The following is a 19,392-nucleotide window of genomic DNA, read 5'->3' as shown; positions in this document are numbered from 1 at the left end:
TTGATTTGATAAAAACACCACCTTTAAGGAGAATGAAATGTATACATCAGGCGCACCAGGAATGATAGGGGATTGGGACAGAGAACGAGAAGCTGAAAAAATACCCAGTGCAGAGAATCATGGTCAACTGGGTAAAGAGGAGTTTTTAAGACTCCTAATCACTCAGCTTGAAAATCAGGATCCTCTCAATCCCATGGATGACAAGGAATTTGTGGCCCAGTTGGCTCAGTTTTCCAGCCTGGAGCAGCTGACAAATATTTCTGAAGAAGTTAAAGCCATAAAAGAAAACAGCGTTCAGCAGGATATGGTTGGTGCAGTAGGATTTATCGGCAAGGAAGTTATGGCTGAAGGCGATCAAGTAAGTAAGGATGCAAACACGATTTCAACACTTTATTACAATATGGACGATACAGCTGCTAAGATGTATTTCAATATTTTTGATTCACACGGTAATATGGTCAGAACTGTAGAAATGCAGGCCAGGCAGGCTGGAGAATATGAGTTTAACTGGGACGGGAAAGATTACAGTGGTAGAGAAGTACCTGATGGTAACTATAAGGTAACTATAGGTGCTGAAGGTTTTAACGGCGAGCCAGTTATGGTTAATACGAGTGTATCGGGAAGAGTTTCTGGTGTTCAAAGTATGAATGGGCAGTCTTATCTTCGCCTTGCTGACGGCAGGGTAATCAACTTTGCCCAGGTAAGTGAAGTGGTTGAATCAAGGTCAGCAGAATCTCAAAAAGAAGAATAAATTACAGGAGGCAATTATGAGTTTGTCATCTTCTCTTTATACAGGGGTAAGCGGGCTGCAAGCACATGGTGCGAAAATGGGTGTTATTGGCAATAACATAGCTAATGTTAGTACGGTTGGCTATAAAGGGTCAAGAATGCATTTTGAAGATTTTATGAGTCAGGACATCAATACATCGAGTGGTGTTGGGCAAGTGGGAAGGGGGACAAATACCGCGGCTGTCTTTGCTGATTTTCAACAAGGGGCTTTGGAAACAACAAGTGAGGCAACTGATGTATCAATTGGTGGTGATGGTTTTTTTGTGGTAAGTCCAAAAGGAAGCGAAGAAAACTACTACACTAGGGCAGGAAATTTCAGGTTTGATAAAGAAGGTTTCCTGGTTGATCCAAGTGGCAATGTTGTTCAAGGATGGGAAATAAGGCCGCAAACTATTCAGCCAGGTGTAACTGCTACACAGGGGCAACAGGTACAGATTCAGGGAGTGCCGCAAAACATTCAACTGGAAAACTTCCAGTCTCCTCCTGAGGAAACAAGCAGGGTTACCAAGATTGTAAATCTGGATTCAAGCGCTCCGAGTGCTACAGGTGCTGGAGCTGAAATTTTCGATGCTTGGGATGCAACTCAGGATCCGCCTATCGATCCTGCGCTGTATATTCATCAGACCTCCATGAAAGTATATGATGAAAATGGAGGTGCCCATACCCTGACTACATACTTTGACAGGATGGACTCTGATGATGAAACAAATTGGCTTGCTAGTCAAAACCCACCCCTTCCCAATGGTTATCAGGTGCATGAATTTATTGTAACTGTTCCTCCAGAAGATGATCAGAGGCCTTGGGGACCGGTTCCTGGTGCTCAAAATCAGGGTATAGTAATGCAGGGCCGTGCAGTTTTTAACGCAGCAGGAGAGATGATGGCCATGAGAGACTTAGAAAATTTTACTCCAGGTCCTGGACAAACAGTTCCATCATTTGATGATTTGGATAATCCTGATGGCTATTCACAAAATGGATATCCCCTGATGGGATTGAGTTTTTTGGGTGCTGTTGATCCAGTTACTGGTCTTGACGAAGTGCAACTTGTTGAGTTGAATTTTGGGATAAAGAATAATAACGGAGCCCAGGATCAGGCTTGGATAAGTGGTGCCCTTTCTTCTACAAGCTACAGTGCGCCTTCAAGCACAGTGCAGCAGAGTCAGGACGGTTATGGACCAGGGCAATTGCAAAATGTTGAGATAGATCGTGATGGTGTGCTTACAGGAAGGTATTCCAATGGTCAAGTTCTTGAGCTTTATGCTTTAACTCTTGCTGACTTTAATAATAAGTGGGGGTTACGCCGGGAGGGATCAAATCTTTTCAGTGAAACCAGAAGTTCTGGTGATGCTCTCACAGGTTTGGCTAATAGCGGAAGTTTTGGGTCTATAGCGGGTAATTCATTAGAAATGTCCAATGTTGACCTTGCTACAGAATTTGTTAAAATGATTACAACTGAGAAAGGATTCCAGGCTAACTCCAAAACTATAACCACTACCGATCAGATGTTGAATGTACTTATTCAAATGAAGAGATAACATAATTGATCTCCTGCTTACTCTCACTTAAAAGGGCCGCCATGTGCGGCCCTTTTTTTGGGGAGTTAAGATATCTTGTCTGCGGCTGTTTAAAGATAGCCCCGGCTTTCGGATATTCAATGGGTACAATTTTAAAGAAGCTCCTCACCCGGGCGGCTTGGGACCGAGCCTGTGAGTAACTTGAAATAGCCTTAACGCGTTTGGGATTGCCGCGCTCGAAGACTCGCTCGCAATGACACCTGAGCTGTCATGGATTTAGTTGCTGAAAACCTGTCACCCACGAGGGAGTCTAAGCGACCGAAGCAATCTGTATGGTAAAACCATAATAACCTGATTTTATTGCACATACGATTGTAGTTACTTAGAAGCTCCTCACCTGGGCCGCCCGGGACCGAACGTGTGAGTAACTTTACGAGTCTGTCACTTTTCTGAAAACTGGGACAGTCCCCGCGAGGTACTATAAAAAAGATTGATGCTGCATTGGTTCCTGGAAGTAATTTGCTTCAATGGAAAAATTTACACAGCGAGGGACAGTCCCCCTCCGGGCTGTAAGCCTCCGGGCAGGAAGCTGTGCCAGACGCAAAGCTCCCATCTTTGACGGAACTTTTCAGGCAAATATGCATTAATCAAAGCAAAAATCGTCAAAATATGAAAATTGTAAACGTCTGATTTTATTGGCAAAACGACTCCAGTTACTTAGAAGGCAGCGAAGCCCGTCAGGATATCTCGGTGCTTTGGTTTGGTGGTTATGGGAATTTATACCATGGAGAGAAGACATTCCATCAAAAGCTGGTTGTCCAATCGAGGATTTTTGTGATCTATGCAAAGGTTGGTTTCAAGAACATCCACTCCAAGTCTTTTAATATATTCAGGATCAATTCCGCCCTGGTATAATGAATGGTTTCGGTCGATGAGAACCATATCCAGTAGTTTTGAGTCAGGATAGAGATTGTTGGAGCTTTGCCTGAGATATTGCAGCAGTATTTCAACACGCTGATGCAGTGATGTGCCAAATTGTTCCGGATCGTGGGCAGTATTGGGAATATATATTTTAGGGCAAAGATTTTCTGCAATTGCTTCGCCGACTCCTCTCGGCAGAATATTGGCAATGATGCTGGAATAAAAGCTGCCCATGGGATAGCAGATAAGCTCAGCGTCAAGTATAAGCTTTTTAATCTTATTGCGGATGGCTGGATTGAAAGGAGCAGGATTGTCTAAGTTTTTGCTGAGATAAACTTCCTTTACTCTTGATTTTATGGGAGCATTTTCTTTGCCTGTGAGCATATGCTGCCCTCTGACAGTTGATCCATCATCCAGAAGAGAGATCAGGTGAAGCATACTGTTCATGACAGGACGCACAGTTCCTCTGACCTCGGCAAGCTTGGAAAAAATAAAAATGACGGGATCGATATGTCTATCGTTGGCAAAGTAACCTGATGCCAGAATCAGATTGCCAATACTTGCACCTTTAAGGTCAAAATTTTCCGGCATTTTTTCAATAAACAGAGCAAGGTGATTGCGGATGATTCTGCGCAAAGGGTCAGGTATGTTATTAACAAGCTTGTGTCGCCCTGCAGCCATGAGATTTAATATATTCTTCAGTTCGTAATCATCTTTATCCTGGGGCAGTCGGTAGGCAAACAGGCTGAAGATCTCAGGATTTCCCTTCACACTCTGATCGGCCAAAGCCATAAGACGACTGCGCATGTCACCCACTGCCAGCATTTTGAAAGCCTTGCGAAGCTTGGCAGAACTGCCCCCTGAATCAAAGGGAGTTACTATATGGGTGGAATTGTGGGTATATTCTACAAGTGCCCTGCTAAGGGGATTAAGAGCAGTTCCGCCGCTGAAGAAAAGAATCTTTGGTCCCAGCTCGGGTACCTTGCGGTACCTGGCCATCTTCAGCTTGTCAGGAATTGATACAGCCCGGGAAAGTCTGATTTTCAGCATAACCTTGCCCAGCAGACTATGAGCTTAAGTCGTTAATGACATATTCACTATATAGGGCTGCAGCGTCAATGCTGCAGGCATTAATCAGCCCTCTGAAACCTCCAAATGCCGAAACCTCAAAAACCATCGGGCCCTGATCAGTCTCCACAACATCCACACAGGTGAAATCCAGATCAAAAAGTGACTGAGCCTTTTGAGCAAGCTCAATTATTTCCTGAGATGGTTCATAAGGTTCGTATTTTCCTCCGCTGGAAGTACAGGTGTTCCAGGATTCGCCTTGTCGTCTTGCATACGTGCCAAGGTATTTTCCTCCAAGAAATGCAACTCCGAGGTCTTTGCCAGGTATATCTATCATTTTCTGGATATACATGGTGGTATTGCCCGAGGCTTGAAAGTTTTCAATTTCAGAACGGCAGTTATCATGGTCTTCCACAACAAGCATCCCCCGGGCTTTGCTGGAATATAAGGGCTTGAATACAGCTTTTCCAAATTTTTTAACAGCCTTGACTGCCTGGTTGATATTCTCTGTAATTACGGTTGGAGGCATGGGAATATCCCCTTTTTGCAGAGTAACAGTACAACTGAGTCTGTTAATGGCAGCCATAATTCTCTCTGGGCGGGAGTAGACAGGGATACCGATTTTACAGAAAAAGCGCAGGATTTCCAGCCTGTTAAACATGTCAGGGGAGTAAACAGGTCCTATTTTTTTAATAACCAGAGCATCCAATGAGGCCAGATCAACCTCACCTTGAAAAAGTGATCTGCTGTCGAAGTCCATGGTTACCTGTGACATTTCCACAACACATTTATAGCCTGTTTTCTTTTCCAGAGCATCAGCCAGCACCTCAGTCGACCAGCTACCTGGATTACCTATGACAGCTATTTTGAGATTATGCATAATTTACTTCCTCATTATGAGTTTGTAATAGTTTGGACCGTTTAATGGGCATCAGGGGACAGGCACTTGGGGCCTCACTTTAGCAGTTTGATTAGAAGTTATTGTCATTTTGTCTGCGAGACTGTCCCAAATACCGGTCAAGGATAATTGTTGCCGGGTTGTGGGAAAAGTTTGCCTCAAAAATTTTGATATTTAAAAACATCTTTGGGGAAGTGAAAATCTTCCCACGCGCTTCCCTGGTGTGCGATCAGTTTTTCAGCAAGATAAAGGGCGCGCTGATACATGCTGCCTGCGAACTCGCGGTTAAGTTCAAACCTGGTAGAGGTGAAAAATGATCGGATAAGTCCGAGAGCCAGTCTTGTATCAAAGAGCTGATCATTGTTTTCAGCGGCAAATTCAGCAGCAAAAGTATAAAAATCATCATTGAGCTTATTACTAAGGGACCTGAACTGCGGCTCGAAGTTTGGTTGCCGGAAATTGGATACCAGAAAAACAGAGACGTCTTGAACATAATCGTTGTGACAGGATCTGTGCAGGTCTATAAAATATATTTGCTGATTTTTTTGGTTGTAGATGATATTATTTGCATTGAAATCTCCGTGAATAAAAACTGAAAAAGGAGCCTCGATGCTGTTTTCGATTTCTGTCAGCATTTCAATAAATGTATTGAGTGAAGGGGTCTTGAGAGAACCTATTCTTGCTTCAGAAAAGTCAAACTCTGGATGAATCATGAGCACATCATCAATTCTGGATACAAGCTGGGCAATGAACTTTGCGTTTACTGATTCATTCTGCATGGTTTTTTCCCAGATCAAAGACAGTGTTTCTTTGAGCAGGAAAAAGGAATTGTCCTGAATCTCAGGGTCATGTAAAGTTAGTGTTTCCTGAAAAGAGCAACCCTGCAGAAATTCCAGCAGCATTGAGGCATTGTCCTTGACTTGATTGTAGCTGAAAATCTTGGGAACCAGGCTGGGAAAAATGCTGGACCAGGTCTCGATATTCTGCTTTTCCCTTGCAATTTTGTTAATCTTTCCTTCCTTGAACAATACACCTCGGCCTTCTCTGATCCCGGGGTCAATAATTTTTCCGATTCTGCAGCCTGATCTTGATTCCCAGATGGATTCAAAATCAACTTCGTCAATGTGGATATTATAATTTATGGAGTCTAAACTTTCCTTAAGGGCCTGGTACTGATGGATCTTGAGTTTTTCTCCAAATACGGAAAAAATTATGGCTTCTCCGATGTTCAGCAGAGCATCGCCCATCCTTTCTAAGTAGCGGTAGATAAAAAGGCAGGTTACAAGGTCATGCTTGTTTTTGTCGTAGTCTAACTCTTGAATTATGGTGTCAAAGTTGTTTTTATAAAGCTTATCAATAATAAACTCTGCCTTGCAGATTTTCAGAGCAAGGTTCAGGTCTTTTTTGAAAAGGGCGTTGGTCAGGCTTTCCAGAGCAACCAGCAGTTGCTGAAAGTAAGGTTTGAATTTATAGTCTTTCAAGATGTCCTGAGACTCAAGATAGCCGAGCTGCACAACGATATTAACAGCGTAGTCACTTATTCTTTCAAGATTGTTGCTGATGATGTTGACAGCTCTTATAAAATCAATGCGCTGTTTATGCAGATTTTCATGGCCATGAATTCTGGAAAAACACATATTTTCTATGATAGATTTGTAATTGTCAATATGGTCATCACGGGATTTTACCTTGTCCACCAGCTCTGATTTGGGGTCGTGGATTATTTTCTGGGTATTCTCGAGCTGTCTGGTAACCTCAAGGACCATAAAGTGAATTTTGTCTTCTAATTCTTTAAAGTACTTCATTTATTCGTCCTGAGACATGAGCCTGGTTTGCTCATCAGATGAAAGCATGAATCTTTTTTCTTCATTCTCTTCCCAGCGGAAACGCAAGGTAAGCTTGACCTGTCCTTCCTTATGCCTGGCCTTTATTTCAAATTTTACCAGTCCATGGGGTGTGAGCTTCACGCTATTTCCCTGGTATGAGAATTGTATGTTTCCTTTCTGAAAACCTTCTTTTACTTCGTCCAGGTATTTGCAAATTGTTTCTGAGTCCTGAATGGATGATAATGCAAATTTTTTATCTGTGTTCATGGTGAATCCTTACACTGGTCTGTTTAATTGAAGGGATTTAAAGTGATAGTTGTCCTTCAAGACGTTCTCTGTATTCATCAATCATTTTTTTACGGCTGAAGCTGCCAACTATCAGGGATTTCCTGATGGACAGATCGTCCCAGGCAGGCTGGACACCTATGTCACGATAAAATTTTGAAGCCTCGATTTGGGTGCTGTCTTTGATTTTCTCAGACATATGTGTGTCATCACCCATAAAAAGAAGAAGCTTTTTGGTAGACGCAGATCTGGACTTATTTTGACGATTAATGACATTGATTAGAAAATCAGTGTACTCCTGAGACTGAGGGTTCCAGACTTCGTAGCCGTCTATATCATAATCACATAGCAGGATAGGCCAGAACTGTTCCGGATGAGGAACAATAATGCCGCCGCCAATTCCCCGCGCCTCCTCAATGATTTCAGATGTACGGTAAAAGTATGTCAGGCTGAAGTTGGCCTTAACGACCTTTTTTACAGATTTTACAAAAACCTGTACTCTGTTAATAAAGTTTTCAGGATATAGATGCCTTTGTGCATCAAGAAAATTGCGTACGATTTTATTTTTTAAGACCTCTCTACTGATTGAGTGCTCATGCTGCTCAAGTAGTGTGCGCAGCTTATGAGTCTGAATCATGGCAAATCTGATAACATTTTCTCCTACCCCGGTTCCTTCGGCAGCGAGCTGGCGATAATCATCCCACTTGGGTTCAATCAATGTGTCCATTAGGTCGAATAACTGGCTTGATCTGTATTCAAAGGTGTGCGCCAGCATAGACTTAAGAACATCAGCATTTTCCAGCTTACTGCTTTTAAAATGCAGCAGCAGCTGTACCTTGCGCTTAAAGCCACTGGAATAACAATCTACCTCCACCCCGGAATACTCACCATCATAAGACATTATCTGATTATGCTGGGTAGGGATAATCAGTTCTTCATCCCTGTTGGGAAAGGTATTTTGGATGCGCTGTCTAATGAGGTCCATGGGTATATATTCTGGATGCCAGTGTACTGCCAGAACTTTCTTTTGTCTTAGCAATACCTCGTAGGGTGTAGTAATTCTGTCTGCCTGTTGGGAGCTTATTTCCAGATTGGTTATTTCATGGAAAGCTTTAAGGTCATCATCAGTAATTTCTTTGCTGACCTTTTCCGGGTCAAAAAGTTTGTTCTTGTCTTCAGATTTTATTAGTGACATTGTTTGAGCTTGTTTAGGCATAAGTCTTTCCTGATTGGTTGAGATAATATATTTTTAATGGATAAGTACCTGTATTTATTTCCAATACTGTTGTAGTTGCTTAGAAGCTCCTCACCCGGGCGGACCGGGACCGAACTTGTGAGTAACTGTCTTTAAAGTGGAGCCTGCATCCTGCAGGCTATTTAATTCCAGGCGGCTGGAAGCCGCCTCCACCTTGAAGAACAGTCCCATATTTGGAAATTGGGACAGTCCCCGCGAGGTACTATAAAAAAGATTGATGTTGCATAGGTTCATGGTAGAAATTTGCCTTAATGATAAAATTTACACAGCGAGGGACAGTCCCCCTCTGGGCTGTAAGCCTCCGGGCAGGAAGCTGTGCCAGGCGCAAAGCTCTCATCTTTGACGGAACTTTTCTGGCAAATGTGCATCAATCATGAGCAAAAATCGTCAAAATGTGAAAACTGTAAATATCTGATTTTATTAACAAAACGATTGTAGTTACTTAGAAGCGCCAGCTCATTTATAGCGATCGTGACATACTTTCATGATTTTTACCATGTCCTGAAAGGCTGTAGTCAGATCATTTAAATAGTTAGCCTGCCAGGCCTTGCGCATTTGTTCTGCAGCCTCATTGAAAACAGGATAATATTCATCTCCGTAACCGGTATAATTCGTCATTAACGTACAATCTTCGAGGAATCTTTCCATCTCCTGATCCTGTGGCATATTACCGTTTTTCAGATCAACATGAATGGCTTTAAACGATTTCTTCATCCTTTTTTTGAGTTTTTTATATGATATTTCCGGTTCCGCATTTTCCACTTGAAGGCTGTTTTCATCATTTTCATCTAACTCACCCAGTTCATCCAGTTCATCCAGATATTCTTCAGTAGTGCTTTTATCGGAATCACGCAATTCGACCTCTATGTCAGCACCAGGTTCTCCTTTGAGTTTTGTTTTGACCAAAACCAGGCTTTCATGATTTTTAAATGTCAGTTTGATTTTGCTGATATCATCCCATTGAAAGGTTTCACTTTCAAAGTTCAGAAAACCTTGCTCCAGACCATCAGCCATTTTCCTTAAAAAATCAGCAGTTTGGGAGATACTCATGGCTTGATTGTATTTACGCTGTTTTTTTTCCATATCTCGATTTCCTTAAAATTAACTGTTCAATGCAAGTGATACTTTGACCGCATATTCTGCAATATGCCGGCAATTTTCAACTGTGTAGCATTTTCAAGAAGATAAGAACTCAAACATGTGCGCATTTTGATAAGTTAAGCGAGACAAGTTTCATACTGCAGATTGCCTGTCAAAAAAAACAGGAAAGTTTTCCGGCAGAAATCCAGTCTGTGCACATTGAAAAGTAGCTTTTCAAAATGCTGGCCTGTGATGTTTGCTTATAAGTTGAGGTCAGGGTACGCTTTGCAAAAATATAAGTGTCCCGTTTTTGATAGAACCGTATTATTGTTATGACAAATTGCCCTAAAAAAGTGTGGTGTTCTGCCCTGTACAATTGTCTGATTGAACAATCCTTTTAATGATCTAAAACTGAAGGTAGATTCTGGACAAACTGCCTGATTTCATCCCTGACTCTCAGGTAATGTTGTAAGGCGCTTTTTTCGTCAGGTTCTTTCAAGGCCAGGGAAGGTGGGTCGTCAAAACCCTGGTGAATAACTTTGGCGGGTCCTGGAAAAAAAGGGCAGTTTTCTTGGGCGTGACCGCATAGCGTGATGATATAATCAAAGGTGATATCCTGGATTTCGTCTATAAGCTTGGAATATTGGCCTGATAAGTCCAGACCTGCCTGGGCCATAACCTTGATTGCTTTGGGGTCAACCCTGGTTTTCATGACTCCGGCTGAATATGCTTTATATTTTTCAGGATGTAAATGGTTGGTCCAGGCTTCAGCCATCTGACTCCTGCATGAATTACCGGTGCAAAGAAATAAAATGTTTTTCTGCGACATGTACACCTCCTGGCTTTGTGATTATCTGCTTTCGCAAAGTCAATAAAGCATACATACCCAATGTGTCATTTTAATGTCAAATTTTTAGAGTCAGGCATATTGGTACAATTTAAGGTGCATTGTTAAGAATGCTGCCACTACAGCGATACTTTGCACAAATTATCGCCTCGGCCACCAGGGACAGGCTCCTTTGCCGACCTCAAACCATAACAGGCAGACTGTCCGGCGGCAAAAGAGCCATTCCCCCTACTGCTTAAACAAAGCCGCTATATTGCTATGCTATCAGCTACCGACAATGCTCCTCGCAACATGTTTTACCTTGGGTAGCAAGACCCGCATGATCTGTAGCCGTAGTAGTGATAGCACGATCTTGGAACCATTTCATAGTAACGCACATTATATGGTAATGAACGTGGCTCTGTTCTAAATGATGGACATGCAAAGGGGGTTCCCGGTTCAATAACTCTGTTGCCAATGCCTCTGATGTGAACAGGCTGTAAATAGCCTTCAGATCTTAATGGGTCATATTGACAGTAACTTCCACCGCCGCAACCTGCCATGAGAAGGATTGCTATGAGCACAAACAGAATTGGAGATATCATATGATTTGCTGCTTTCATGTTTCTTCCTTGGATATCATTTTTGAAAAAATCATGTTTATTGAAGCCCGAATGGCTCACTTTTTGGTAAAAATTAGTGTGTTTTTATTGCCCGGTTCCCTGAAATAGTTTAAGCTGAGTAGGCATGTCCCACCTGTCAGGCCTGGCAAGCTGATGTCTTGACTTGAATCTTTCCAGGGCTATTTTGGAGTTTCTTCCCCAAATGCCGTCTATTCTGTCCAGATAAAGATCCAGTTCTGCAAGTCTGGTCTGGATGATTTTGGCATCAGTACTTCTGGAAATACTAAGTTCAATTCTTCCTGTTGATATGGGGCCTGGAGGAACCCTGGCTTCCTCTTCTTTCTTATCTACAGTTGCGACCAGTGTCTCAGTCTCAACCATGTCCATTAAATATCTGTTAAGCTTAAAGGAAAAGTCGTGTGAAGACAGTATGGAATTATCAATAGTGCTAACCAGCCTGACTGAAACAATAGCTCTGTCATGTACTATGTGGTAATATCCGGATATAACTGCCTGTGCGTTCCAGGAATCTCTGATAAGATTCATGTTTCTTGACATGGCAAACTCACCTGTTTTTTCACTAATATGAAGTGAGTTCTTTCTGAGTCTCAGTTCTATTACATTATAACCGTGCTGGGAAAACCTTGAACCAATGTGCTCACCTAAAATTCTTCCCAGCGTGGAAGTTGAGTTAAAGTCATTTAAATTCACAAAACTTGAAAACAGTATGGGCAAAGTTCTGCTTATATCTGCACTCAGGTTGTATTCGAGAGCATCAGCTGCCTGATATGCTATCGCAGGAAAACCCTCCACTCTCGTAAAGCCATGGTGGGCAACCGGTGACCAGGCATAAACCGGAGCTTGTCCTGCGTAGAAAATCAGAACAAAAAATAACGAAAAACAAAATTTTTTCATGGCCTCTCCTTATCCTATTGATCAACGAGTCTGTAATTAACTACCGAAGGATCCTGGTACATGACATTTTGTTTGTAGTTGCTCCAGTCGGCATCGTTTATATAGTAAATAGATGAGTCACGGATCATGTAGTTGTCATTTCTTGTTAAAGATGTCGTAACCATTACTTCAATATTTGGCAGATGATGGGTATATATTCCAGAGTCAACATTTATCTGTGAACGAGCTACATGCAGTTCAGCCTGGCGCAGGCCTTCCAGCGTGGTTGTCTCCGGAGACTGCCTTTGGACATACATTCCCGGGGCCAGTGATTGATAAACACCAGATTGTGTTCTGACGGTCCTGCCTCTGCTGTGCCTGACCATTTGCAGGTCAAATGAAAGAACCATGGCCTCGCGACTGTGTCTTGATACCTGCGCTCCTCTCTCAACAAGTTTGGTGATTAAAAGATCATAAAATGCTTTTTCAAAAGGGGTTGTTCCTGCGGGTGATACATAAATGGGGTGGTGTCGCTCGAACACACTTATGTCGAGGAATTCAGAAATTCGACATGCTACATCCTCTGCAAGCAATCTCCAGTGATGCATGGCCTGCATTTTATTCTGGGTGCTCAAGGGATAAGCAGCTGGAACCGGAACCTGCGAAGCAACCGGTTGAGAAATCCGTGCCTCATACCCCCTATGCGAACCAACACAACCAGCTATAAAAAAAATGCAAATAATCAGTATGATTGTGCTCTTTAAAGACATTGTCACCTCCAGGTGAGAACGATTTTTTTAAAAAAGGATAGTATATTTTTTTTAGTATGCAGAGAACACTCATTCCTGGACCGACTTGAGTAATATTGATGTCCATAATGTGTCGGTTATGGAATAAGTTGGTCCCGGAAGATTTTGTTCCTGTGCCATATCCAAAGTCTAAACTATAACATAACAAGTAACCTGCAGTAAAACTAAGAAAAATCAGTTTTCCTGTCAGGACTGACTACAGAAAGTTATACGACTTGAAAAGTGATTGTACAGATCAAAAAAATCAAAGATACGTAACCAGTCTCCAAAGACCGAACTCCTGCGGTGTAAAAAAAATGATGAAGCGATATTGGCTTCATAAAAAAGGTGTCAATATTGTTTTATTCGGTCATATCTTGAATATGTTTAGGCTAATTGTAAAAATGGTATCTGAAAACCTGTCACCTACGAGGGAGCCTAAGCGACCAAAGCAATCTGTATGGTAAAACCGTAATGCTTTGAATTTATTGCATATACGATTGTAGTTACTTGTAAGCTCTTCACCCGGGCGGCCCGGGACCGAACCTGTGAGTAACTGTCTTTAAAGTGGAGCCTGCATCCTGCAGGCTATGTAATTCCAGGCGGCTGGAAGCCGCCTCCACCTTGAAGAAAAGTCCCATATTTGGAAATTGGGACAGTCCCCGCGAGGTACTATAAAAAAGATTTATGCTGCATTGGTTCCTGGAAAAAATTGCTTAAATGAAAAAATTTACACAGCGAGGGACAGTCCCTGTGCCAGGCGCAAAGCTCCCATCTTTGATGGAACTTTTCAGGAAATTGAGAATCAATCATATGAAAAAATTATAAAAATTGTAAAAATTATAAACGTCTGATTTTATTAGCAAAATAATTGTAGTTACTTGGAAGCGCTAAACATGTACTAAAAAATGTGTTTTTATGCATATTTGTGCAAACCGAATTCTCGCAGGGGGTAAAGCCATATTTCTGCTGCTGGTTTTGATTTGGGATGCTCCAGCTGGGACAGCGCCTCAAATGGCCTGAAATGTGCAATTAGATAAGGGTGTAAGAATGAGCATGTTGATTAGGGTGTCAATGTGTCTAACTACAGCCTGGTTAATAAAGTTTATTTTATCAAGATACTTATTCTAAAAAAAATATATATCTCAAAAGCGGAGGATGGCTGATGGACAAGTCACTGTCAAAGCCTGCAAAAAAAAATTTGGCAGGCAGGTGTTCGTTGGGAATGAGTTATTTCGCTGTGCTCATTTTGGTTCTAACCATAGCTGGCTGCTCTTCCATTGCCGGAATGGTTCCGGACAGAGGGCAAAATATTCCGTCCCGCCAGGCTGAAATAATTACCCCTAACTATGCAGCGGGCACGAGTCTCATAAGCATAATGGCTGGGAGGGTGCCTGAGGACACCAGATTTCTGCTTACTTCATTTGTCAACTTAGATAATCTCTCAGAAACGAGCACTCTGGGAAGAATTATTCCACACCAGATAGGTACACGACTGACTCAATGCGGCTATGAGGTTGTAGATATGCGCTTGAGAACTGAGAGCCTTCTCGTCAGGGAAAAAGAAGGGGAGTTTGCCTTATCCAGAAAACTGACAGAGCTCGCCAGGGACAATAAGGCCAATGCTATTCTTGTAGGTACTTATTCAGTGGTGTATAACCAGGTCTATGTCCATACCAAGGTATTAAGGACAGCAGATGGCCTGACACTGGCTGCAGCAGATTACATGCTTCCCTATGATTTAAGGGCTTTAAATCCAGCAGGTTTTTCAGGTGCAGACATAACCTTGCATCACTTTACACCAAATATATCTACTGGAAATATAAATTAATGAGTGCTGTGCCCACAACCCAATTTAAACAAGGACCGTTAAGTTGGGGCGATAACCGTACTTTTCAGACTGAAGACTGAAGATTGAAGGCTGAAGAATAAGGAGCTTGGGCGTCATTGCTATTTCAAGGTGAAAAAACTTTCTTGTTTTTTCTACAGGATTGAAACAGCAAGTTACTAACTCGAGTTTCTCGTGGAATCTCAAAATAGATATTTTAACCGTCCGTTATAAGATTTGCCCGGTTGAATAAGGCTTTGCATGAGACTGTAGGCCTATTCAACCGGGCGAACTCTAAACTCCAAGTTAAACCCTGCTGCGCAGGAACGCTTTCAGCGTTGTTTAACCGGGCAGGCAAAGTACGCAAAGTAAGAAAGAAGTTTTCATTTGCCGGGGAATCCAGTTAAACCCGCTTAGTTAAATGGGAAATTTAACCAAAAAGGCAGATTTTTTGGAAAACAATGCCGGTTTTCAAAAAAATACCCTCTACACTGTCTTTGGCTTTGAGTCCTTAGCGCCATAGCGGTTCAACTTTAATTTATTTTTTGACATTGTTTCAGGAATAATTCACAAATAACTTTCAATTCTCAAGTTGCTTACTTTTCGCAACTTATGCATACAAAACTATCATCAAAGTCTGATCTTACCACAAGTACTGAGCATTTGGAATAGCGAACTACCCTTGAAGCGTTGGAGCCTATGAGGTAATCCTGCAGTTTCATTTGCTGGGCGGGCATGATGATCAAGTCTGCATTTACTTTGTCCGCCATTTTAAGAATGCGTTTGTAAACTGTTCCCTGGGCAACCAGGTGTTGAACCTCAATGTCATCAGGGATGTGCAGATTGATAAGTTCATGAAGAAAACGTTCCGATTCTTGAACAATTTTATCTTCTGTTTCTGTTGGAAAGTAATAACCTACGATGGGCATGCCTACATCAGGTACAACTGTGAGCACATGCAGCTGGGCATCATAAACCCGGCAAAGCTCAATAGCCTTGTGAAGGGCCAGGGTACGCGGACGTTCATCTTCCTCTTGCAGGTCAATGGGAATCAGGATGTGTTTAAACATTTAGTTTGCCTCCGGTTCTAACTTTTCTGTAATAGATGCTTTCTTCTATTATAATTATATTTCTGAATAAAGAATATCGAGAAAAAGACTGCCACACCGATTATCTGTAAACCTATTCGCCCCATAAAAACATATGACTCTAATATACCTGGCCTGAAAACGGTCAAACAACTAACCAATAAAATGAGGCGTGTAAACCATGAACATTTGGTCACAAGAAAGCCCTGCAGCGCAGAAGCAAAAGCAAACATGGCTATGAGCCCTGAAAAGAAAATCCAGCTGATGTGGAGATAGTTATCTATCCAGATGGCATGCCCGTCTGCTGTTACCCCGCTTATCATGAGCAGTTCCGTGTTAAACAAAAAGATAAAGGGAAGAATCATTATTCTCAGGCTGTAATAAAAAGCCTGAACACCAGTTTTTATTGGATCAGATCTGGAAATTGCAGCTCCAGCGTAAGAGGCCAGGCCAACTGGAGGAGTAACATCTGCCATAATTCCAAAATAAAAAACAAATAGATGGATGGCGATAATTGGGAGTATCAGTCCGGCGTCAGCACCGAGAGTGAGGATGACCGGGGCCGTCAGCGTGGCCATGATAATGTAGTTGGCTGTAGTGGGCATGCCCATGCCCAGGATGAGGCTGGTCATGGCTGTAAAAACCAGCATCAGTGTAACATTACCCATGGAAACAATATCAATGATATTGACAAACCTGCTAACCAGACCCGTAATAGTTACTACACCAACAATTATTCCCGCAGTAGCAGTAGCTATTCCTACGGAAATCATATTTCTGGCTCCAGCAATCAAGCCTTCCCAGAGATCTTTGAGACCTTCAAAAAAGGCATGAAGAATAAAGCGCTTGAGATTGAGGTTGGGATCCAGGGTCCCGAGTCTGCGGTGATACCCCAGAGAAATAAAAGCGATCATTGGGCGCTGGATAATCATTATGATCATCAGGCTCTGCACTGCAAAAAGAGCAGAAGCAACAGGGGATCGTCTGAGGACCACGAGGTAGATTATCAGAATGGCAAGGGGTATTAGAAAGTGACAACCTCTCAGGGTGGTCTTCCAGAATTTCGGGAGGTCAAGGCGAGGAATGGCCTTGACACCCATTTTTAATGCTTCAATATGCACAACATACAAAAGCGCCAGATAAGAAATCAGAGCAGGAAAAAGGGCTGCCCTGACAACGTCTAAGTAGGGTATGCCGATAATTTCAGCCATGATGAATGCTGCTGCACCCATGATGGGCGGCATTAGCTGCCCATTAACAGATGATGCCACTTCCACAGCCCCTGCCTTGTGAGCGGGAAACCCTACTTTTTTCATCAAAGGGATGGTGAATGTGCCGGTAGTAACTGTATTGGCAATGGAGGAGCCGGAAACAATGCCGGTAAGTCCCGAAGCCATGACCGCAGCCTTGGCAGGCCCCCCGCGGTAAGTGCCAAGGGCGGAAAAGGCCACATCAATGAAATATTTTCCTCCACCGGCCTTATCAAGTAGAGAGCCGAAAAGTACGAACAAAAATACAAAACTGGTGGAAACACCAAGAGGTACTCCAAATATACCTGTTGTGGTCAGATACATGTCGCTGATAATGAAGTCCAGAGGCAGTCCGCGATGTCTGAGCATAGCAGGCAGATATGGTCCGACAAAGTTATAGGCCAGAAAAAGAGCGGCCAGAATGGTCAAAGCCGGCCCCAGGGTCCTCCTGGCTGCTTCCAGAAGAAGAATAATAAGCAAGACCCCCATAATAATGTCAGTCTGGTTGGGCATTCCCTGACGATAAATCAGGTTTTCATAGTCCCACCATATATATAGGGCTGAGGCGGCACCAAGAATTGCGAATATCCAGTCATAGACGGGAATGTACTTTCTTATGGTCCGACGGGAAAGAATGGGGATTACTTTGTGGGTCCAGTTAACCCATATTGGCTTGGATTCCTGTTTGTAGGCAGGAAATGCCAGAAAGGCCAGAGTCATGGCAAATGCCAGATGCCAGGCACGGGCAATCTGGGAATTGATAGGGTCGAATGCGATCATAAGCTGGAAACCGGACCAGGCCAGACAGATAGCAACAATTATATATCTGGCTACAACACTTCGGGGGTTTCTTGCCCCGGCCTCGGTCATTACCACCAGGTCCTGGGCTGCTTTTTTTACGGAATCATCTTTGTCAACTATGCTTTCCGGCTCAGTGCTGTCTTGTTTATCTAATTTTTCTTGCATGGGTATCTCTGAGTATAATGTGAATTGTCATGATGGGATGATTTATCCAGTGAAGAGTTATTATATGAAAATCATGCACCTGAACATTACTTTAGAGGTGGGACTCAGGATTTGGGAGCAGTTTTCCTGCAGTCAGCCAGAATTTATTCCCCTGAATCATCAACAGTAAAATGTATCGTGTAAATTCAAGTATAAAACAGTCGGACCTGCCTATGAAATGAATTTTGATTTTGCCCTTAACAGCCTGCCTGATAAGGACTTTTTCACACTGTTAATATTAAAAAAACCGGTGTCCGGTTATCGGACACCGGTTGCAGTATAAGCTACATCCAGCCTTGTTCTTTATAATACTTTTCAGCACCTGGGTGAAGTGGTGCAGACAGACCCTGGAGCATTTCTTCTACATTGAGATTACGAAAAGCTGCGTGAGAGCCTTTAAGTTCGTCCAAGTTTTCGAATACAGTTTTGACCATATCGTAAACAACCTGGTCAGGAACGTTTTCATTGGTTACAACTGTGGCAGTCACAGCATAGGTTTCGATGTCTTCGTCAATGCCTCTGTAAGTACCGCCCGGAATGCTGGTCATGATGTAATATGGTCTTTCAGCGACCATTTCTTTGATGCCAGGGGAATTGATGTGAACCATGTTTATGTCAACTGAAGTTGCGGGTTCTTCAATGGCAGCGCTGGGGTTGCCAATGGTGTAGAAGAAAGCGTCAATATTGCGGTCAACCAGAGCTCTGGCTGCTTCATGATGCTGAAGGCCTTCAGCCCTGAAATCAGAACCCGGATCAATGCCGTAAATGCGCAGTACGTCCATTGCATTGCCGCGCTGTCCAGAACCAGGGTTGCCGATATTCACTCTCTTGCCCTTAATGTCTTCAACCTTGTTGATGTTGCTATCCTGTCTTGCCACGAGCATTACTGTTTCAGGATGCATGCTGAATACACTGCGCAGTGACTTGATGGGCTTGCCATCCCATTCAGCTGCTCCATTATAGGCCTGCCAGTTGCGGTCGGACTGCGCAACACCAAAATCAAAAGCACCTCGTTCCAGAGCATTGATGTTGAACACTGAGCCACCGGTTGGGCGGCCAATGTAGTTGTAATCACTGCCTTGGTGTCTGTTCATGATGTTACTGATCTGGAGAGCTACCTGATAATATACTCCCACTATGGAAGCACCACCAAAGAGGATGTCCTGTTTGGCTTTGGCCTGAGGAGCAGACACAGCCATCATGGTAATGACAGCCAGGGCAATAAAAATTTTTTTCGTAAACATGATCAACCTACCTCCTGAGATAAAGAATTGGTTTGATAATTAATGTATAATAGAGGTCCTTTACCATATTTACCTATAATATCCTATTTTATGATTTTATGTCAAATATTAAGAATGGCTAATTTGAGCTTGACCGGCACTAATCCGGGCTGTGCTCACAACCAATTTTTAACAAAGATTTTTGAGTTGGAACGAGAACCGCACTTTTTC

The 19,392-nt window shown here is 42.8% G+C and carries 16 protein-coding genes; 3 read left to right on the top strand and 13 right to left on the bottom strand.

Annotated features, from left to right (window positions below; genetic code table 11):
- Window positions 1-37: 37 nt before the first annotated feature.
- Together LZ23_RS12740 and LZ23_RS12735 are read left to right on the top strand one after the other, a co-directional pair.
- The gene (locus tag LZ23_RS12740; protein ID WP_052507356.1) at window positions 38-751 is read left to right on the top strand and encodes a flagellar hook assembly protein FlgD; all 714 of its coding nucleotides are present in this window, start codon (window positions 38-40) and stop codon (window positions 749-751) included.
- Window positions 752-767: 16 nt separating this feature from the next.
- On the top strand, window positions 768-2,324 hold the full coding sequence (locus LZ23_RS12735; RefSeq protein ID WP_045214750.1) for a flagellar hook protein FlgE: 1,557 nt from the start codon (window positions 768-770) through the stop codon (window positions 2,322-2,324).
- Window positions 2,325-3,080: 756 nt separating this feature from the next.
- Here LZ23_RS12735 and LZ23_RS12730 read toward each other — a convergent pair.
- From LZ23_RS12730 to LZ23_RS12680, 10 genes are all read right to left on the bottom strand, one after another.
- Window positions 3,081-4,274, bottom strand: a complete 1,194-nt coding sequence (locus LZ23_RS12730) for a GAK system CofD-like protein (RefSeq protein ID WP_045214749.1) — start codon at window positions 4,272-4,274, stop codon at window positions 3,081-3,083.
- 16 nt (window positions 4,275-4,290) lie between these two features.
- Window positions 4,291-5,172, bottom strand: a complete 882-nt coding sequence (locus LZ23_RS12725; RefSeq protein WP_045214747.1) for a GAK system ATP-grasp enzyme — start codon at window positions 5,170-5,172, stop codon at window positions 4,291-4,293.
- Window positions 5,173-5,348: 176 nt separating this feature from the next.
- Complete coding sequence (locus tag LZ23_RS12720) at window positions 5,349-6,995, bottom strand: PhoU domain-containing protein (RefSeq protein WP_045214746.1); 1,647 nt, start codon at window positions 6,993-6,995, stop codon at window positions 5,349-5,351.
- Entirely contained in the window at window positions 6,996-7,283 is a 288-nt protein-coding gene (locus LZ23_RS12715) for an amphi-Trp domain-containing protein (RefSeq protein ID WP_045214744.1), read from the bottom strand.
- Window positions 7,284-7,320: 37 nt separating this feature from the next.
- The gene (locus LZ23_RS12710; RefSeq protein ID WP_232300489.1) at window positions 7,321-8,517 is read right to left on the bottom strand and encodes a hypothetical protein; all 1,197 of its coding nucleotides are present in this window, start codon (window positions 8,515-8,517) and stop codon (window positions 7,321-7,323) included.
- 495 nt (window positions 8,518-9,012) lie between these two features.
- Window positions 9,013-9,639 carry a GAK system XXXCH domain-containing protein gene (locus tag LZ23_RS22675; protein ID WP_052507355.1) on the bottom strand — a complete coding sequence of 209 codons (627 nt, stop codon included), beginning with the start codon at window positions 9,637-9,639 and terminating at the stop codon, window positions 9,013-9,015.
- 394 nt (window positions 9,640-10,033) lie between these two features.
- Window positions 10,034-10,465, bottom strand: coding sequence for an arsenate reductase ArsC (locus LZ23_RS12690; protein WP_045214739.1), 432 nt, complete (start codon window positions 10,463-10,465; stop codon window positions 10,034-10,036).
- A 314-nt stretch (window positions 10,466-10,779) separates the two neighbouring features.
- Window positions 10,780-11,085: a hypothetical protein gene (locus LZ23_RS24165; RefSeq protein WP_157493219.1), complete on the bottom strand. Its 306-nt coding sequence runs from the start codon at window positions 11,083-11,085 to the stop codon at window positions 10,780-10,782.
- Between the two features lie 84 nt (window positions 11,086-11,169).
- Window positions 11,170-12,000 (bottom strand): FlgO family outer membrane protein, encoded by an 831-nt coding sequence (locus LZ23_RS12685; protein WP_045214738.1) that lies wholly within the window; start codon window positions 11,998-12,000, stop codon window positions 11,170-11,172.
- A 14-nt stretch (window positions 12,001-12,014) separates the two neighbouring features.
- A complete protein-coding gene (locus LZ23_RS12680) occupies window positions 12,015-12,749 on the bottom strand; it encodes a hypothetical protein (RefSeq protein ID WP_045214737.1) in 735 nt (244 codons plus the stop codon).
- 1,243 nt (window positions 12,750-13,992) lie between these two features.
- Between LZ23_RS12680 and LZ23_RS12670 the strand changes: the two genes are divergently transcribed.
- Entirely contained in the window at window positions 13,993-14,598 is a 606-nt protein-coding gene (locus LZ23_RS12670; protein WP_157493217.1) for a FlgO family outer membrane protein, read from the top strand.
- A gap of 593 nt (window positions 14,599-15,191) precedes the next feature.
- Here the strand turns inward: LZ23_RS12670 and LZ23_RS12665 are convergent.
- From LZ23_RS12665 to LZ23_RS12655, 3 genes are all read right to left on the bottom strand, one after another.
- Window positions 15,192-15,665: a universal stress protein gene (locus tag LZ23_RS12665; RefSeq protein WP_045214732.1), complete on the bottom strand. Its 474-nt coding sequence runs from the start codon at window positions 15,663-15,665 to the stop codon at window positions 15,192-15,194.
- A gap of 17 nt (window positions 15,666-15,682) precedes the next feature.
- Entirely contained in the window at window positions 15,683-17,899 is a 2,217-nt protein-coding gene (locus tag LZ23_RS12660) for a TRAP transporter permease (RefSeq protein WP_045214730.1), read from the bottom strand.
- Between the two features lie 323 nt (window positions 17,900-18,222).
- Window positions 18,223-19,182, bottom strand: coding sequence for a TAXI family TRAP transporter solute-binding subunit (locus tag LZ23_RS12655; RefSeq protein WP_045214729.1), 960 nt, complete (start codon window positions 19,180-19,182; stop codon window positions 18,223-18,225).
- Window positions 19,183-19,392: the final 210 nt, after the last annotated feature.

It is taken from the genome of Desulfonatronovibrio magnus, assembly GCF_000934755.1.
GTDB classification, from domain to species: Bacteria; Desulfobacterota; Desulfovibrionia; order Desulfovibrionales; family Desulfonatronovibrionaceae; genus Desulfonatronovibrio; species Desulfonatronovibrio magnus.
The sequence above is the reverse complement of the archived record's forward strand: the minus strand, read 5'-3'. Positions and strand labels throughout refer to the sequence as shown.

Coding starts and splice junctions, on each gene's coding strand:
- LZ23_RS12670 (WP_157493217.1), top strand. CDS start 13,993: ATGAGTTATTTCGCTGTGCTCATTTTGGTTCTAACCATAGCTGGCTGC.
- LZ23_RS12710 (WP_232300489.1), bottom strand. CDS start 8,517: ATGCCTAAACAAGCTCAAACAATGTCACTAATAAAATCTGAAGACAAG.
- LZ23_RS12720 (WP_045214746.1), bottom strand. CDS start 6,995: ATGAAGTACTTTAAAGAATTAGAAGACAAAATTCACTTTATGGTCCTT.
- LZ23_RS12665 (WP_045214732.1), bottom strand. CDS start 15,665: ATGTTTAAACACATCCTGATTCCCATTGACCTGCAAGAGGAAGATGAA.
- LZ23_RS12730 (WP_045214749.1), bottom strand. CDS start 4,274: ATGCTGAAAATCAGACTTTCCCGGGCTGTATCAATTCCTGACAAGCTG.
- LZ23_RS12655 (WP_045214729.1), bottom strand. CDS start 19,182: ATGTTTACGAAAAAAATTTTTATTGCCCTGGCTGTCATTACCATGATG.
- LZ23_RS12725 (WP_045214747.1), bottom strand. CDS start 5,172: ATGCATAATCTCAAAATAGCTGTCATAGGTAATCCAGGTAGCTGGTCG.
- LZ23_RS12715 (WP_045214744.1), bottom strand. CDS start 7,283: ATGAACACAGATAAAAAATTTGCATTATCATCCATTCAGGACTCAGAA.
- LZ23_RS12690 (WP_045214739.1), bottom strand. CDS start 10,465: ATGTCGCAGAAAAACATTTTATTTCTTTGCACCGGTAATTCATGCAGG.
- LZ23_RS24165 (WP_157493219.1), bottom strand. CDS start 11,085: ATGAAAGCAGCAAATCATATGATATCTCCAATTCTGTTTGTGCTCATA.
- LZ23_RS12685 (WP_045214738.1), bottom strand. CDS start 12,000: ATGAAAAAATTTTGTTTTTCGTTATTTTTTGTTCTGATTTTCTACGCA.
- LZ23_RS12740 (WP_052507356.1), top strand. CDS start 38: ATGTATACATCAGGCGCACCAGGAATGATAGGGGATTGGGACAGAGAA.
- LZ23_RS12660 (WP_045214730.1), bottom strand. CDS start 17,899: ATGCAAGAAAAATTAGATAAACAAGACAGCACTGAGCCGGAAAGCATA.
- LZ23_RS12735 (WP_045214750.1), top strand. CDS start 768: ATGAGTTTGTCATCTTCTCTTTATACAGGGGTAAGCGGGCTGCAAGCA.
- LZ23_RS12680 (WP_045214737.1), bottom strand. CDS start 12,749: ATGTCTTTAAAGAGCACAATCATACTGATTATTTGCATTTTTTTTATA.
- LZ23_RS22675 (WP_052507355.1), bottom strand. CDS start 9,639: ATGGAAAAAAAACAGCGTAAATACAATCAAGCCATGAGTATCTCCCAA.